This is a genomic window from Streptomyces sp. ISL-99 (genome assembly GCF_018614005.1).
Classification (GTDB): Bacteria; Actinomycetota; Actinomycetes; order Streptomycetales; family Streptomycetaceae; genus Streptomyces; species Streptomyces flavidovirens.
This window is the reverse complement of the sequence record NZ_JAGGPC010000063.1, coordinates 21,024-33,739: the sequence shown is the minus strand read 5'-3', so window position 1 is coordinate 33,739 and position 12,716 is coordinate 21,024. Positions and strand designations below refer to the sequence as shown.

Genomic DNA, 12,716 nt, shown 5'->3' with positions numbered 1-12,716 from the left:
GCGTCAGATCCGGTAGCCGGAACCGGGCACGGTGACGATGACCGGCGGCTCACCGAGCTTGCGGCGCAGCGTCATGACGGTGACCCGCACGACATTGGTGAACGGATCGGTGTTCTCGTCCCACGCCTTTTCGAGCAGCTGCTCGGCCGACACGACGGCACCTTCGCTGCGCATCAGCACCTCCAGCACCGCGAACTCCTTCGGCGCGAGCTGGATCTCCTGGCCGTCGCGGAAGACCTCGCGGCGGTTCGGGTCGAGCTTGATGCCGGCACGCTCCAGGACGGGCGGCAGCGCGACGGTCGTACGGCGCCCCAGGGCCCGTACCCGCGCGGTCAGCTCGCTGAAGGCGAAGGGCTTGGGCAGATAGTCGTCGGCGCCGATCTCCAGGCCCTCCACGCGGTCGCTGACGTCACCGGAAGCGGTGAGCATCAGGACGCGGGTGGGCATGCCCAGCTCGACGATCTTGCGGCAGACGTCGTCACCGTGGACCAGCGGGAGGTCACGGTCGAGCACGACGACGTCGTAGTCGTTCACCCCGATACGTTCCAGGGCGGCCGCTCCGTCGTACACGACGTCGACGGCCATGGCCTCCCGGCGCAGTCCGGTGGCCACCGCATCGGCGAGCAGCTGCTCGTCCTCGACGACGAGTACGCGCACGTCGTAATTCCTTCCGCTGACTGCCCTGGCGAGCAGGTGTATCCGATGGACTGTGTGCTGCCATCCTGCCCCTTTCGGCCATAAACCGGCGGTAAGGCGATACAGGCGGACGGCGACGGCCGAGGGCCATGAGTGGGGATTTCCATGATTCCTGGGCGAGTTGAGGTTTTCCTGAGGCGGGCTGTGGGGAGGACGACTGAACACCCCGCGATCACGCCCTGTATTCGGCACGCCACGTGATCGACCCACCCCACCCCCGGCACACCCCCGTGCCGCCGACCCATGACGAGGGGGCGCAACCCATGGACGCTTTCACCGCAGGCCTGCTGCAGCGCATAAAGGCCACGGAATCGGACCTCACGATGGCTCGAGAGACGGGCGACGACTTCCTGGCGGAGGTGGAGCAGGCGGAGCTGGAGGACCTGCACCGCCTCGCCGCGGAGCACGGCGTAAAGGTAACCGCCGCGAGCGTGTGACCTGCCGGTCTTCGACCGTACGGAGTGCGACAGGGCCCCGGCGCCGGGGAAGGCGCCGGGGCCTTTCCGACCCTGATCTGCCGGACAGGCCCTAGTCGTGGCAGGCGCCGAACTCCTCCAGCAGTGCCTGCAGCGGCTCGAACACCCCCGGCGACGCGGCGATCGTCAGCTCACCCGACGGCCGCTCACCGGTCCGGCCACCCGTCACCGCCCCCGCCTCCCGCGCGATCAGGTCACCGGCCGCCAGATCCCAGGGGCTGAGCCCCCGCTCGTAGTACCCGTCCAGCCGCCCCGCCCCCACATCGCACAGGTCGATCGCCGCCGACCCGCTCCTGCGGATGTCCCGCAGCCTCGGAATCAGCCGCCGCACCACGTCCGCCTGGTGGCTGCGGACCGTGGCGACGTAGTTGAAGCCGGTGGAGACCAGCGCCTGGTCGAGCGGCGGCGCGGGCCGCACCCGCAGCGCCGTGCCGTTGGCGTACGCGCCGCCGCCGCGCACCGCCTGGTACGTCTCACCACGCATCGGCGCCTCAACGACCCCCACCACCGTCTCGCCACGCAGCTCGGCCGCGATGGACACCGCCCAAGTAGGCAGCCCGTACAGGTAATTGACCGTGCCGTCGAGCGGGTCGATCACCCACCGCACCCCGCTCGTGCCCTCGCTGCTCGCGCCCTCCTCCCCCAGGACCCCGTCATCGGGCCGGTGTTCGGCGAGGAAGCCGGTGATCAGCTTCTCGGCGGCGATGTCCATCTCGGTGACGACGTCGATGGGGCTCGACTTGGTGGCGGCCACGCCGAGATCGGCCGGCCGCCCGTCCCGCAGCAGCGCACCGGCCCGCCGCGCGGCCTCCAGGGCGAGTTCGAGCAGCTCGGAGGTGAGGGGATCGGTCACGGCTCTCCTTGTGCGTAAGGGTTACGTGTACGGACTGTCGGCGCCCGCGGCTGCGGGCTTCGGAGCCCTGGCCGGGCAGCACCCGACCGGGCAGAGGTCGTGGCTCGCGCCCAGCGCCCCCAGCGCGCACCGCTCCACCACGAGCCCCCGCTCGGCGGCCGCCCGCTCCAGCAGCAGCTCGCGTACGGCGGCGGCGAAGCGCGGGTCGGCGCCGACGGTCGCGGACCGCCACACCGGCAGGCCGAGTTCGGCGGCCTTGGCGGTGGCCTCGGTGTCGAGGTCGTACAGAACCTCCATGTGGTCCGAGACGAAGCCGATCGGCACCATCACGACCGCCGGCACACCCGCGGCGTGCCGCTCCTCCAGGTGGTCGCAGATGTCCGGCTCCAGCCACGGGATGTGCGGCGCCCCACTGCGCGACTGGTAGACGAGCTGCCAGGGATGCGCGACGCCGGTCTCCTCGCGCACGGCCTCGGCGATCACCCGGGCGACGTCCAGGTGCTCGGCGACGTACGCGCCACCGTCACCGTGCGCCTCCACCGGCCCCGACGTGTCCGCCGCCGCCGTGGGGATGGAATGCGTCGTGAAGGCGAGGTGCGCCCCCGCCCGTACGCTCTCGTCCAGCTCCGCCAGGGACTTGACGACCCCGTCGACCATGGGACGTACGAAGCCCGGATGGTTGAAGTAGTGCCGCAGCTTGTCGACGCGCGGCGGCTCGATCCCCTCGGCGCGCAGCGTCGCGAGTGCCTCGGCGAGGTTCTCGCGGTACTGGCGGCAGCCGGAGTACGAGGCGTACGCGCTCGTGGCGAGCACGGCGATACGGCGGCGGCCGTCCGCGGCGATCTCGCGCAGGGTGTCGACGAGGTACGGCGCCCAGTTGCGGTTGCCCCAGTAGACCGGCAGGCCGTCCAGACCGTGCTCGGCGAAGTCCTTGCGCAGGGCATCCAGGAGCGAGCGGTTCTGCTCGTTGATCGGGCTGACTCCGCCGAAGAGGAAGTAGTGCTGCCCCACCTCCTTGAGCCGCTCCTTGGGGATGCCGCGGCCACGGGTGACGTTCTCCAGGAACGGAACCACGTCGTCCGGGCCTTCGGGGCCGCCGAAGGAGAGAAGCAGCAAGGCGTCGTATGGGGCTGGATCGCGCTGATCGGGCATGGGAACGATCCTGCCACTCGCGCGCGGCGGCGGTGAAACCGCAGTGCGGCACGCCGCCCGGCGGCCGTAAGATGCAAGTTCCACCTATACGCCTTACCGGAGCGCCCCTTGCCCAGTCCCTACCGCGCGATTTTCGCCGCCCCAGGCACCAAGGCGTTCTCCGTCGCCGGTTTCTTCGGCCGGATACCGATTTCCATGATGGGAATCGGCATCGTCACCATGATCTCCGAGCTCACCGGCCGGTACGGGCTGGCGGGCGCCCTCTCGGCGACCCTCGCGATGGCGGCCGCCGTGATGGGCCCCCAGATATCGCGGTACGTCGACCGGTACGGGCAGAGCCGTGTCCTGCGCCCCGCCACCCTGGTCGCGGTCGCGGCGGTCGCGGGGCTGCTGATCTGTGCCCAGCAGGGCGCGCCCGACTGGACGCTGTTCGTGTTCGCGGCGGGCGCCGGCTGCGTACCGAGTGTCGGCTCGATGGTCAGGGCCCGCTGGGCGGAGATCTACCGGGGCTCCCCGCGCGAGCTGCACACGGCGTACTCCTGGGAGTCGATCGCCGACGAGGTGTGCTTCATCTTCGGCCCGATCATCTCCATCGGGCTCTCGACCGCGTGGTTCCCGGAGGCCGGTCCGCTGCTCGCCGCCGTCTTCCTGACCATCGGCGTCTTCTGGCTGACCGCCCAGCGCGCCACCGAGCCCGTCCCGCACCCGCGCCACGAGCACACCCGCGGCTCCGCGCTGAGCTCCCCCGGCCTCCAGGTGCTGGTGGCCACGTTCGTCGCCGTCGGCGCGATCTTCGGGGCGATCGACGTGGTGACGGTGGCGTTCGCGGAGGAGCAGGGCCACAAGGCCGCTGCCAGCCTCGTTCTCGCCGTGTACGCGCTCGGTTCCTGCCTGGCGGGAGCGGTCTTCGGGCTGCTGCATCTCAAGGGACAGGCATCCACCAGGTGGCTGGTGGGCGTGTGCGCCATGGCCGTGAGTATGATCCCCCTCCTACTGGCCGGGAACTTGCCGTTGCTGGCCGTGGCGCTCTTTGTCGCTGGCCTTTCCATCGCACCCACGATGGTGACCACAATGGCTCTGATCGAGCAGCACGTACCGCGCACCAAACTGACCGAGGGCATGACCTGGACAGGGACCGGGCTCGCCGTCGGCGTCGCTCTCGGTTCCTCGGCCGCAGGCTGGGTGGTCGACGCGGCGGGGGCGGACGCGGGGTACGCGGTGCCCGTCGCGGCGGGAGCTCTCGCGGCCGTCGTGGCGTTCCTGGGGTTCCGCCGGCTCCGCACGCCGGCACCGACGCGGGGAGGGCACGGAACAGATGGCCGGCACATCCAGGACGGCGTCCAGGACAGCGAACACGTGGCGTAACTGGGCGGGCAACGTCACCGCCCGTCCGGTGCGGGAAGTGACGCCCGCCTCGGCCGAGGAGCTCGCCGAGGCCGTGCGCGGGGCCGCCGCGGACGGCCTGAAGGTGAAGCCGGTCGGCACGGGCCACTCCTTCACGGCGGCCGCCGTGACCGACGGTGTGCTGATACGACCCGACCTCCTGACCGGCATCCGCCAGATCGACCGGGCGGCCGGGACCGTCACCGTGGAGGCCGGCACCCCGCTCAAGCGCCTGAACGTGGCCCTCGCCAGGGAAGGCCTGTCGCTCACGAACATGGGCGACATCATGGAGCAGACCGTGGCCGGCGCGACCAGCACCGGAACGCACGGCACGGGCCGCGACTCGGCAGCAACGGCCGCTCAGATCCGCGCGATGGAACTCGTACTGGCGGACGGGTCGCTGCTCACCTGCTCCGAGAAAGAGCATGCCGACGTCTTCGCGGCCGCCAGGGTCGGGATCGGCGCGCTGGGCGTCGTCACGGCGATCACCTTCGCCGTGGAGCCCCTTTTCCTGCTGACGGCCCGCGAAGAGCCGATGACCTTCGACCGGGTCACAGCCGACTTCGACGCACTGCACGCCGAGAACGAGCACTTCGAGTTCTACTGGTTCCCGCACACCGGCAACTGCAACACCAAGCGCAACAACCGCAGCGCGGGCCCCGCCGCCCCGCCCGGCCGGGTCAGCGCCTGGGTCGAGGACGAGCTCCTCTCCAACGGTGTCTTCCAGGTGGCCTGTTCGGTGGGCCGGGCCTTTCCCGCGGCAGTCCCCGCGATCGCCAAGGTCTCCAGCCGCGCGCTCTCCGCCCGCACGTACACGGACATCCCCTACAAGGTCTTCACAAGTCCGCGCCGGGTCCGCTTCATGGAGATGGAGTACGCCGTTCCGCGCGAGGCGGCGGTGGCGGCGCTGCGCGAGGTGAAGGCACTGATCGAGCGCTCGCCGCTGCGCGTCAGCTTCCCGGTGGAGGTACGCACGGCTCCGGCGGACGACATCACGCTCTCCACGGCGTCCGGCAGGGACACGGCGTACATCGCGGTGCACCTGTACCGGGGGACGCCGTACCAGGCGTACTTCACCGCGGTGGAGCGGATCATGATCGCGCACGACGGCCGGCCGCACTGGGGCAAGGTGCACACGCGCGACGCAGAGTATCTGGCCGGGGTGTACCCGCGCTTCGCCGAGTTCACGGCGCTGCGCGACCGGCTGGACCCGCAGCGCCTCTTCGCCAACGACTACCTGCGACGGGTCCTGGGCGAGTAGGCCGCCGGGGGGCTAAGGGGTGCCGCAAGCGGCACCCCCGCACGGCAACCCGCCACGGCCTACGGCGCAGGGGTTTCGCCCTGCGCGCCGCTGTCCGCCGCGTCGGCGTCGCCCGTCGCGGGGGCCTCGTCGGCGCCGGCGCCGGTGTCGCTACTGGTACTGCCGGACGGTGTCGGGGTGGGGGTCGGCGCCGGGGTCGCCTCGCCGGTCGAACCGCCGTCCGTCGTCGGGGGCGGCGTCTTGCCGGGGTCGGGCGAGGCGTCGGTATCTCCGGTGCCCGTGCTGGAGGCACCGGAGTCCTCGTCGGCAGTCCCCGTACCGCCCGGCGTCGCTGAGCCGCCGTCAGAGGTTTCCGCGGGCGGTGTCCGCGCCGGCGGGCTCTTCTCCCGGTGCTGGTCGCTTTCGCTGCCGCTGCCGCGGAAGACGTTGCCGACCGTACTGCCCCTGCCGCCACTGAGGTCGCCGCCCGAGAGCAGCTCGTACGCCGTGATGCCTCCCATGGCCACGACGAAGACGACGACGGCCGCGATGACGGAGCGCTTCCAGCCCCGCACCCGCGTGGCGTGGGTGGTGGCCTCGCCGAACTCCCCGTTCGTCAGGTCCGCCGGCACCGTGACGGTACGCGGCACCCGACTCTCCGTCACCTGACGGGCAGCCGCCTTCGGCTTCGCGTGAACCGTGACCTCGCGGATCTGCTCCCCGGTGCGCCGGAAAAGATGCTGGAAGACCGTGCCGCCGCTGGTCGCGACGACACTGACCACTCCCGCGCCGATGATCGTCCCGTACACGCCGAGCTTGGACGCCAGCACCGCCGCCACGACCGCGGCCACCGCGCTGCCCGCCACCTGAGCCACGCTCAGGTCGAGTCGCGCGTCCTTCGGTTCCGCCCTGTCGGTTTCCGGCTTCCCGTCCATGCTCGGCCTCTGCCTACCCATCTCACCCATCTGGCCCATCTGTTCCACCTCGCAACATGAAGGGACATTTGGGCGAAGTGGATAGTTCCGTTTCCGCTGATTCTGTGAAACAGGCCACGTGAGAGTGGTTGCGGCGGCGATCCGGCGGACTCAACTCCCGTACCCCACGAGAACTTCGGTGGCGCGCCGGTCCACCCCCATGGCCCGAATGGAGTACTGTGACGAGCCCTGGGTCCGGGCTTCACCACGGGCGCCCGCTGCTCAAAGTGACGATGCGGTCACTATGAGTGGCGAAACGGTAACCGTGCCATAACGGCGATCCTGGGCTGATGCCCGACACACCGGGCAACTGGGCAAGGTTGTGGCAGGCTGCACCCGGGCAGGCCACACTCGACTAGCGGAAGCAGCGACGCACGTGACGTCGGCAGGCACCACCCGGGAGGTTCCCATGCCCGAACTGCGTGTCGTGGCCGTCTCGAATGACGGCACACGACTGGTGCTGAAGGCTGCTGACAGCACGGAGTACACGCTTCCGATCGATGAGCGGCTGCGTGCCGCGGTGCGCAACGACCGCGCCCGTCTCGGCCAGATCGAGATCGAGGTGGAGAGCCACCTGCGCCCTCGCGACATCCAGGCCCGTATACGCGCCGGAGCCTCCGCCGAGGAGGTCGCTCAGCATGCCGGTATCCCCGTCGACCGGGTCCGCCGCTTCGAAGGACCCGTGCTCGCCGAGCGCGCCTTCATGGCCGAGCGCGCCAGAAAGACGCCCGTACGCCGTCCCGGTGAGAACACCGGGACCGGACCCCAGCTCGGCGAGGCGGTGCAGGAGCGGCTGCTGCTGCGCGGCGCCGACAAGGAGACCGTTCTGTGGGACTCCTGGCGGCGCGACGACGGCACGTGGGAAGTGCTGCTGGTCTACCGCGTGGCGGGCGAGCCCCACTCCGCGAGCTGGACGTACGACCCGCCCCGTCGGCTCGTACAGGCCGTGGACGACGAGGCGCGCGCGCTGATCGGCGAGACGGACGACACGTCCCTGGCGGCCGCGCCCGAGCCGAGCTTCCCGTTCGTACCGCGGATCGCGCGGCTGCCGCGGGACCGGCCGCTGGACCGCGCGCTCGACCGGCAGATGGAGCGGCCCGGCGCACCGCCGCCCGCACCTGATCCCGAGGAGAGCACCGGCAACGAGCGCGATTCGCTGACCAGCCTGCTGGAGGCGGTGCCGAACTTCCGTGGCGACATGGTCGTGCCCGAGCGGCCCGCGCCGACCGAGCCGCCGACGACCGAGCCCGCCTCGGCGGAGGAGCCGGAGGCCGAGGAGCCCGCGGCGTCCGCCGCCTCCGGAGCCGGCGCGGCGTACGCCGATGTGCTCATGCCGCGCGCCGTCGCAGGTCACCGCGATCGGCTCACCGGCACGACGGACCGCCAGGCCGAGGCCGACGGGGTCCGTCCCGGGCGGCGGGCGGCCGTACCGAGCTGGGACGAGATCGTCTTCGGTACGCGCCGCAAGAAGCAGGAGTAGACGCTTTGCGCGGAGGGGCCCGTACGGATGGCGTACGAGCCCCTCGGCATGCCGAGTTGTCGGAGATGCCCGGATTGTCGGAGTTATCGGGGGTCGGCTCCGGTGGCCACGGGGCGGGACTCGTCGGCGGACCACTCGGACCACGACCCCACGTACAGCGCCGCCGGGATGCCCGCGACCTCCAGGGCGAGCACCTGCTGGGCCGCGGAGACACCCGATCCGCAGTAGACGCCGACCGGCCGGTCCTCACCGGCGCCGAGCGACTTGAAGCGGGCGGCCAGTTCGGGCGCCGGGAGCAGGCGGCCGTCGGGGCCGACGTTCTCCATGGTCGGGGCGGAGACCGCGCCCGGGATGTGTCCGGCGACCCGGTCGATCGGCTCCACCTCACCCCGGTACCGCTCGCCCGCCCGCGCGTCGAGCAGCAGCCCGGTGCGGGCCAGTTCGGCGGCGCCGTCGGCGTCGAGGAGCGGTACGGCGCCCGGAACCGGCTGAAAATCGCCGGTTGCCGGCGCCGGGACCTCGGACTCGACCGGGCCGCTCCACACCGCGAGACCGCCGTCCAGGACCCGCGCATCGGGGTGGCCCGTCCAGCGCAGCATCCACCAGGCCCGCGCCGCCGCCCAGCCCTGTCCGCCGTCGTACACGACGACCGGGGTGTCGTGACAGACTCCCGCGCGGCGCATGACGGCGCCGAAGGCATCGACGTCCGGGAGCGGGTGGCGGCCGCCGGAGCCCGGCGGACCGGCGAGTTCCGCTTCGAGGTCCACGAAGACGGCTCCGGGGATGTGACCCGCCTCGTACGCGGCGCGGCCGTGCGGTCCGCCCATCTGGTAGCGGACGTCCAGGAGGACCGGCGGCCGGTTCCCCGTCAGCTCGTCGGCGAGTTCGGCTGCGCTGATGATGGCATTCATACCTGCCATCCTCGCGCAGCCTTCAGTGCGACCGACGCCGTACGGCCACGGGGCCGAAACGGGTGGGAAATGCTAAATCGGGCATTCTCCTGCGGGAACCCCAGAGAAAGCGGCGCGGCCGGGACGCGCGGCACGACAGGTGGTGCAAGCATCTGCACGGGCGCGCCCCTTCACGGCTTCACAGCCTCACAACGGGGCGCCCGTTCCCGCACGACCACCACGATGGTCCGAGGAGAGAGTGACGATGACCGAGGCAGCGACCCGGCGGCGGACGCCAGGTGCGCCCTGCTGGGTGAGCCTGATGGTGCACGGCCTGGCCACCACCCAGGAATTCTACGGAGCGCTGTTCGGCTGGGAGTTCCGGCCGGGACCGCAGCAGCTCGGCCCGTGCGTACGGGCGATGCTCGACGGCAAGGAGATCGCCGGCATCGGACAACTGCCGCCCGACCGGCATCTGCCCATCGCCTGGACGCCGTATCTGGCCACCGATGACGCCGATGTCACCGCCGAGTCGATCAGGAGCCACGGCGGCACCGTCGGGGTCGGCCCGCTCGACGCGGGCGACGCCGGCCGGATGGCGATCGGCTCCGACCCGTCGGGCGCGGTCTTCGGCGTCTGGCAGGCCGCGGCCCATCTCGGCACGGCGCTCGCCGGCACCCACGGCACCCCGGTCTGGAACGAGCTGATGACGCGCGAGACGTCGACGGTCGGCAAGTTCTACGCGGCTGTCTTCGGTTACGAGGTGGAGCCCGGCACCTCGGCCGACTTCGACCAGCTGACGCTGCGCCTCGACGGCCGCCCGGTGGCCTCGGTGCGGGGCGTGGGCCAGGCTCTGCCACGCGACAGGGGGGCACACTGGATGACGTACTTCGAGGTGGCGGACACCGATGAGTCGGCCCGGCTGGTGAGGGAGCTCGGCGGGCAGGTGCTGCGGCCGCCCCACGACGCCGCCACCGGCAGGGCGGCGGCCGTCTCCGACCCGGAAGGCGCGGTGTTCACGCTCGTGACGACGGCGACCGGCTGACGGAGTCGGCGAGGGAGGACGGGTCGACGGGCAGCACGTCGGGCGAAAGGGCCCCGGCGTGCGCGGCCGCGGCCGTCATCCGGCGCCGGTGGTGGCGGCGGCACAGCACCTCGTAACCGACCTCGTCCGGCGACTGGTTGACGTCGCCGACGACGACCTGGGCGCCCTCGACGACCATCTCGCCGCCTATCGTGCGGGCGTTGTGCGTGGCGCGCGCGCCGCACCAGCACAGTGCCTCGACCTGAAGCACCTCGACCCGGTCGGCGAGTTCGACCAGCCGCTGTGAGCCGGGAAAGAGCTTGGAGCGGAAGTCGGTGGTGATACCGAAGGCGAAGACGTCGAGTTCCAGGTCGTCGACGACGCGGGCGAGCTGGTCGATCTGCTCGCCGGCGAGGAACTGCGCCTCGTCCACGATCACGTAGTCGGCGCGGTTGCCCTGGGAGAGATGGGCGACGAGGTACGCGTAGAAGTCGAAGCCCTCGGCGGCCTCGACGGCGTCGGTGACCAGGCCGAGGCGGGAGGAGAGCTTGCCCGCGCCGGCCCGGTCGTCGCGCGTGAAGATCATGCCCTGGAGACCACGGGTCGACCGGTTGTGCTCGATCTGAAGAGCGAGGGTGCTCTTTCCGCAGTCCATCGTTCCGGAGAAGAACACCAGCTCGGGCATGAGGGGTTGAGGACCTTTCGGTTCGGTGCGGGGCGGCGTGCGGTGCCGGGGTTACGAGCGGACTTCGAGGAGCGGGACGAGCTGCTCGGCGGCCGTCATGGAACCGTGCATGCCCACCATCTCGGACTCGTGCGGCTCCCGGCGCGACGCGATGACCACGACGTCGTCACAGGCCGCGGCGACGACGTCACCGATGCGCCCCCGCACCCGCTCGTCGACCACCGGGCCGAACCAGCCGGCCGCGATCGCCTCGTCCCTGCTCGCCACCCAGAACTGCTCGCCGAGCACCTCGCGCCAGACGGTGAGTACGTCGGTCTCGGCGCCCGGGACGGCGTACACGTGACGGGCGCGGCCCTCGCCGCCCAGCAGGGCGACGCCGGCGCTCAGTTCCCAGTCCTCGTCGAAGTCGATGCGCGACTCCTCGTCGAAGGAGATGTCGATCATGCCGTGGTCGGCGGTGATGTAGAGCGCCGTGCGGGGCGGCAGCTGCTCGGCGAGGCGCTGGGCGAGCCGGTCGACGTACATCAGCTGGCCGCGCCAGGCGTCGGAGTCCATGCCGAAGCGGTGGCCCTTGCCGTCGACCTCGCTGTAGTACGTGTAGACGAGTGAGCGGTCCCCGGCGGCCAGTTCGGCGGCGGCCAGGTCCATCCGGTCCTCGCCGGTGAGCTTGCCGCGGAACGTACCGCCGCTCAGCGCGATCTTGGTGAGCGGGGTGTGCTGGAAGTCCGGTGAGGACACCTGCGCGGTGTGCACACCCGCGGCGTCCGCGAGCTGGAAGACCGTGGGGTACGGCTGCCAGAGGTGCGGGTCGGTCCACGGCTTCCAGCGCAGCTGGTTCATCAGCGCGCCGGTGTCGGGGTCACGGACGGTGTAGCCGGGCAGGCCGTGCGCGCCGGGCGGCAGGCCGGTGCCGACCGAGGCGAGCGAGGTCGCGGTGGTGGCGGGGAAACCGGCCGTGAGCGGGCGGCCGGTGCCGCCGCGCGAGCTGCCGAGGAGGGAGTGGAGGTACGGAGCCTCTTCGGGGTGCGCCTTGATCTGCTCCCAGCCGAGACCGTCTATCAGGAACACGCAGTTCCGGTCGGCGGGCGTCAGCTCGGGGATCGTGGCGGTCGTACCCGGTACGTCCATACCTGCCGCCAGGGTCGGCAGCAGGTCGGCCAGGGAGCCGGCGCCGTACTCGGGGACGGGCGCGGTGTCCAGGGCGAGCGGAACCGGGTCGGACCAGGCGGGCTGCGCCATCAGCGGTCGGCCGCGGCGGTCGCTTCGGAGAGCGCCTGGGCGAACGCGAGCGTCTGGCGGACGGTGTCCGGACCGTCGCCGGCCTCGCTGACGCGCAGGCTCAAATCGTCGGCGGTGGTGTTGCCGGTGTAGCCGTGGTCCGCCTCGCAGTTGGGGTCGCCGCAGGCGGCGGGCTCCAGGTCGATGCGGGATACGGCGCCCCAGCCGATGGTCAGGACGACCTCGCGGGGCAGCGTGCCCGGAACGTACTTCTCCGGGTTGGCGACGACGCGGCTGACCACGACGGACGAGATCCGGTCCAGCTTGACCGACTCGGTGGAGGTGGTGGCGTACGGCGCCGGGGACGTGGTGTCGGCGGCCTGCTCGTCGGTGTGGCTGACGATGAAGCGGTTGCCGGTCAGGACGAGGACCGTGACATGCCGGCGGACCTCGTTGGAGTCGAAGGTCGTCTCCTGGTGCACCAGGTATGAGGAGACCGGCTCACCGCCGACAGCGGCCTCCACCGCTTCGGCCACAAGGGCCGGGTAGTAGCCGCTGCGCTCGATCGCCGCGCGCAGCCCCTGGGTCGTCGTACCGGTCTTCGCCATGCCCTCCATCCTACGGGGCGTGGGAGGCCGCGATGCC

At 71.5% G+C, this 12,716-nt stretch carries 13 protein-coding genes; 5 read left to right on the top strand and 8 right to left on the bottom strand.

Annotated features, from left to right (window positions below; all coding sequences use genetic code 11):
• Positions 1-3 precede the first annotated feature (3 nt).
• Positions 4-657, bottom strand: coding sequence for a response regulator transcription factor (locus tag J7E91_RS30595; protein WP_138895681.1), 654 nt, complete (start codon positions 655-657; stop codon positions 4-6).
• Positions 658-959: 302 nt separating this feature from the next.
• Between J7E91_RS30595 and J7E91_RS30590 the strand changes: the two genes are divergently transcribed.
• Positions 960-1,133: a hypothetical protein gene (locus J7E91_RS30590; RefSeq protein WP_167546483.1), complete on the top strand. Its 174-nt coding sequence runs from the start codon at positions 960-962 to the stop codon at positions 1,131-1,133.
• Positions 1,134-1,224: 91 nt separating this feature from the next.
• On the opposite strand, the gene J7E91_RS30585 is transcribed toward J7E91_RS30590, so the two are convergent.
• Together J7E91_RS30585 and J7E91_RS30580 are read right to left on the bottom strand one after the other, a co-directional pair.
• A complete protein-coding gene (locus J7E91_RS30585) occupies positions 1,225-2,025 on the bottom strand; it encodes an inositol monophosphatase family protein (RefSeq protein WP_214910058.1) in 801 nt (266 codons plus the stop codon).
• Positions 2,026-2,046: 21 nt separating this feature from the next.
• The gene (locus J7E91_RS30580) at positions 2,047-3,177 is read right to left on the bottom strand and encodes a ferrochelatase (RefSeq protein ID WP_214910057.1); all 1,131 of its coding nucleotides are present in this window, start codon (positions 3,175-3,177) and stop codon (positions 2,047-2,049) included.
• A 108-nt stretch (positions 3,178-3,285) separates the two neighbouring features.
• Between J7E91_RS30580 and J7E91_RS30575 the strand changes: the two genes are divergently transcribed.
• Complete coding sequence (locus tag J7E91_RS30575) at positions 3,286-4,542, top strand: MFS transporter (RefSeq protein WP_214910056.1); 1,257 nt, start codon at positions 3,286-3,288, stop codon at positions 4,540-4,542.
• Positions 4,493-5,821 carry a D-arabinono-1,4-lactone oxidase gene (locus J7E91_RS30570; protein WP_214910054.1) on the top strand — a complete coding sequence of 443 codons (1,329 nt, stop codon included), beginning with the start codon at positions 4,493-4,495 and terminating at the stop codon, positions 5,819-5,821. The genes J7E91_RS30575 and J7E91_RS30570 overlap by 50 nt, the downstream gene beginning before the upstream one ends.
• A gap of 59 nt (positions 5,822-5,880) precedes the next feature.
• On the opposite strand, the gene J7E91_RS30565 is transcribed toward J7E91_RS30570, so the two are convergent.
• Positions 5,881-6,735, bottom strand: a complete 855-nt coding sequence (locus tag J7E91_RS30565) for a hypothetical protein (RefSeq protein ID WP_214910052.1) — start codon at positions 6,733-6,735, stop codon at positions 5,881-5,883.
• A gap of 448 nt (positions 6,736-7,183) precedes the next feature.
• Between J7E91_RS30565 and sepH the strand changes: the two genes are divergently transcribed.
• On the top strand, positions 7,184-8,254 hold the full coding sequence (gene sepH, locus J7E91_RS30560) for a septation protein SepH (RefSeq protein ID WP_214910048.1): 1,071 nt from the start codon (positions 7,184-7,186) through the stop codon (positions 8,252-8,254).
• A gap of 83 nt (positions 8,255-8,337) precedes the next feature.
• Here sepH and J7E91_RS30555 read toward each other — a convergent pair whose 3' ends face one another.
• Complete coding sequence (locus J7E91_RS30555; protein WP_214910046.1) at positions 8,338-9,165, bottom strand: sulfurtransferase; 828 nt, start codon at positions 9,163-9,165, stop codon at positions 8,338-8,340.
• A 244-nt stretch (positions 9,166-9,409) separates the two neighbouring features.
• Here J7E91_RS30555 and J7E91_RS30550 point away from each other — a divergent pair, with 244 nt between their 5' ends.
• A complete protein-coding gene (locus J7E91_RS30550; RefSeq protein WP_214910045.1) occupies positions 9,410-10,189 on the top strand; it encodes a VOC family protein in 780 nt (259 codons plus the stop codon).
• On the opposite strand, the gene J7E91_RS30545 is transcribed toward J7E91_RS30550, so the two are convergent.
• Genes J7E91_RS30545 through J7E91_RS30535 form a run of 3 tightly spaced genes read right to left on the bottom strand, consistent with a single transcriptional unit; the run spans position 10,161 to position 12,679 of the window.
• Positions 10,161-10,853, bottom strand: coding sequence for a thymidine kinase (locus tag J7E91_RS30545; protein ID WP_214910044.1), 693 nt, complete (start codon positions 10,851-10,853; stop codon positions 10,161-10,163). The two genes, J7E91_RS30550 and J7E91_RS30545, sit on opposite strands and share 29 nt — an antisense overlap.
• Before the next feature lie 51 nt (positions 10,854-10,904).
• On the bottom strand, positions 10,905-12,092 hold the full coding sequence (locus tag J7E91_RS30540; RefSeq protein ID WP_214910043.1) for an alkaline phosphatase family protein: 1,188 nt from the start codon (positions 12,090-12,092) through the stop codon (positions 10,905-10,907).
• The gene (locus tag J7E91_RS30535) at positions 12,092-12,679 is read right to left on the bottom strand and encodes a DUF5998 family protein (RefSeq protein ID WP_028814156.1); all 588 of its coding nucleotides are present in this window, start codon (positions 12,677-12,679) and stop codon (positions 12,092-12,094) included. Before J7E91_RS30535 ends, J7E91_RS30540 begins: the two co-directional genes overlap by 1 nt.
• Positions 12,680-12,716 lie beyond the last annotated feature (37 nt).

What these genes read in the sequence shown, in the direction of transcription:
- J7E91_RS30545 (WP_214910044.1), bottom strand. Translation starts at nt 10,853, where the DNA reads ATGCCCGAGCTGGTGTTCTTCTCCGGAACGATGGACTGCGGAAAGAGC.
- J7E91_RS30570 (WP_214910054.1), top strand. Translation starts at nt 4,493, where the DNA reads ATGGCCGGCACATCCAGGACGGCGTCCAGGACAGCGAACACGTGGCGT.
- J7E91_RS30580 (WP_214910057.1), bottom strand. Translation starts at nt 3,177, where the DNA reads ATGCCCGATCAGCGCGATCCAGCCCCATACGACGCCTTGCTGCTTCTC.
- sepH (WP_214910048.1), top strand. Translation starts at nt 7,184, where the DNA reads ATGCCCGAACTGCGTGTCGTGGCCGTCTCGAATGACGGCACACGACTG.
- J7E91_RS30550 (WP_214910045.1), top strand. Translation starts at nt 9,410, where the DNA reads ATGACCGAGGCAGCGACCCGGCGGCGGACGCCAGGTGCGCCCTGCTGG.
- J7E91_RS30565 (WP_214910052.1), bottom strand. Translation starts at nt 6,735, where the DNA reads ATGGACGGGAAGCCGGAAACCGACAGGGCGGAACCGAAGGACGCGCGA.
- J7E91_RS30535 (WP_028814156.1), bottom strand. Translation starts at nt 12,679, where the DNA reads ATGGCGAAGACCGGTACGACGACCCAGGGGCTGCGCGCGGCGATCGAG.
- J7E91_RS30555 (WP_214910046.1), bottom strand. Translation starts at nt 9,165, where the DNA reads ATGAATGCCATCATCAGCGCAGCCGAACTCGCCGACGAGCTGACGGGG.
- J7E91_RS30590 (WP_167546483.1), top strand. Translation starts at nt 960, where the DNA reads ATGGACGCTTTCACCGCAGGCCTGCTGCAGCGCATAAAGGCCACGGAA.
- J7E91_RS30540 (WP_214910043.1), bottom strand. Translation starts at nt 12,092, where the DNA reads ATGGCGCAGCCCGCCTGGTCCGACCCGGTTCCGCTCGCCCTGGACACC.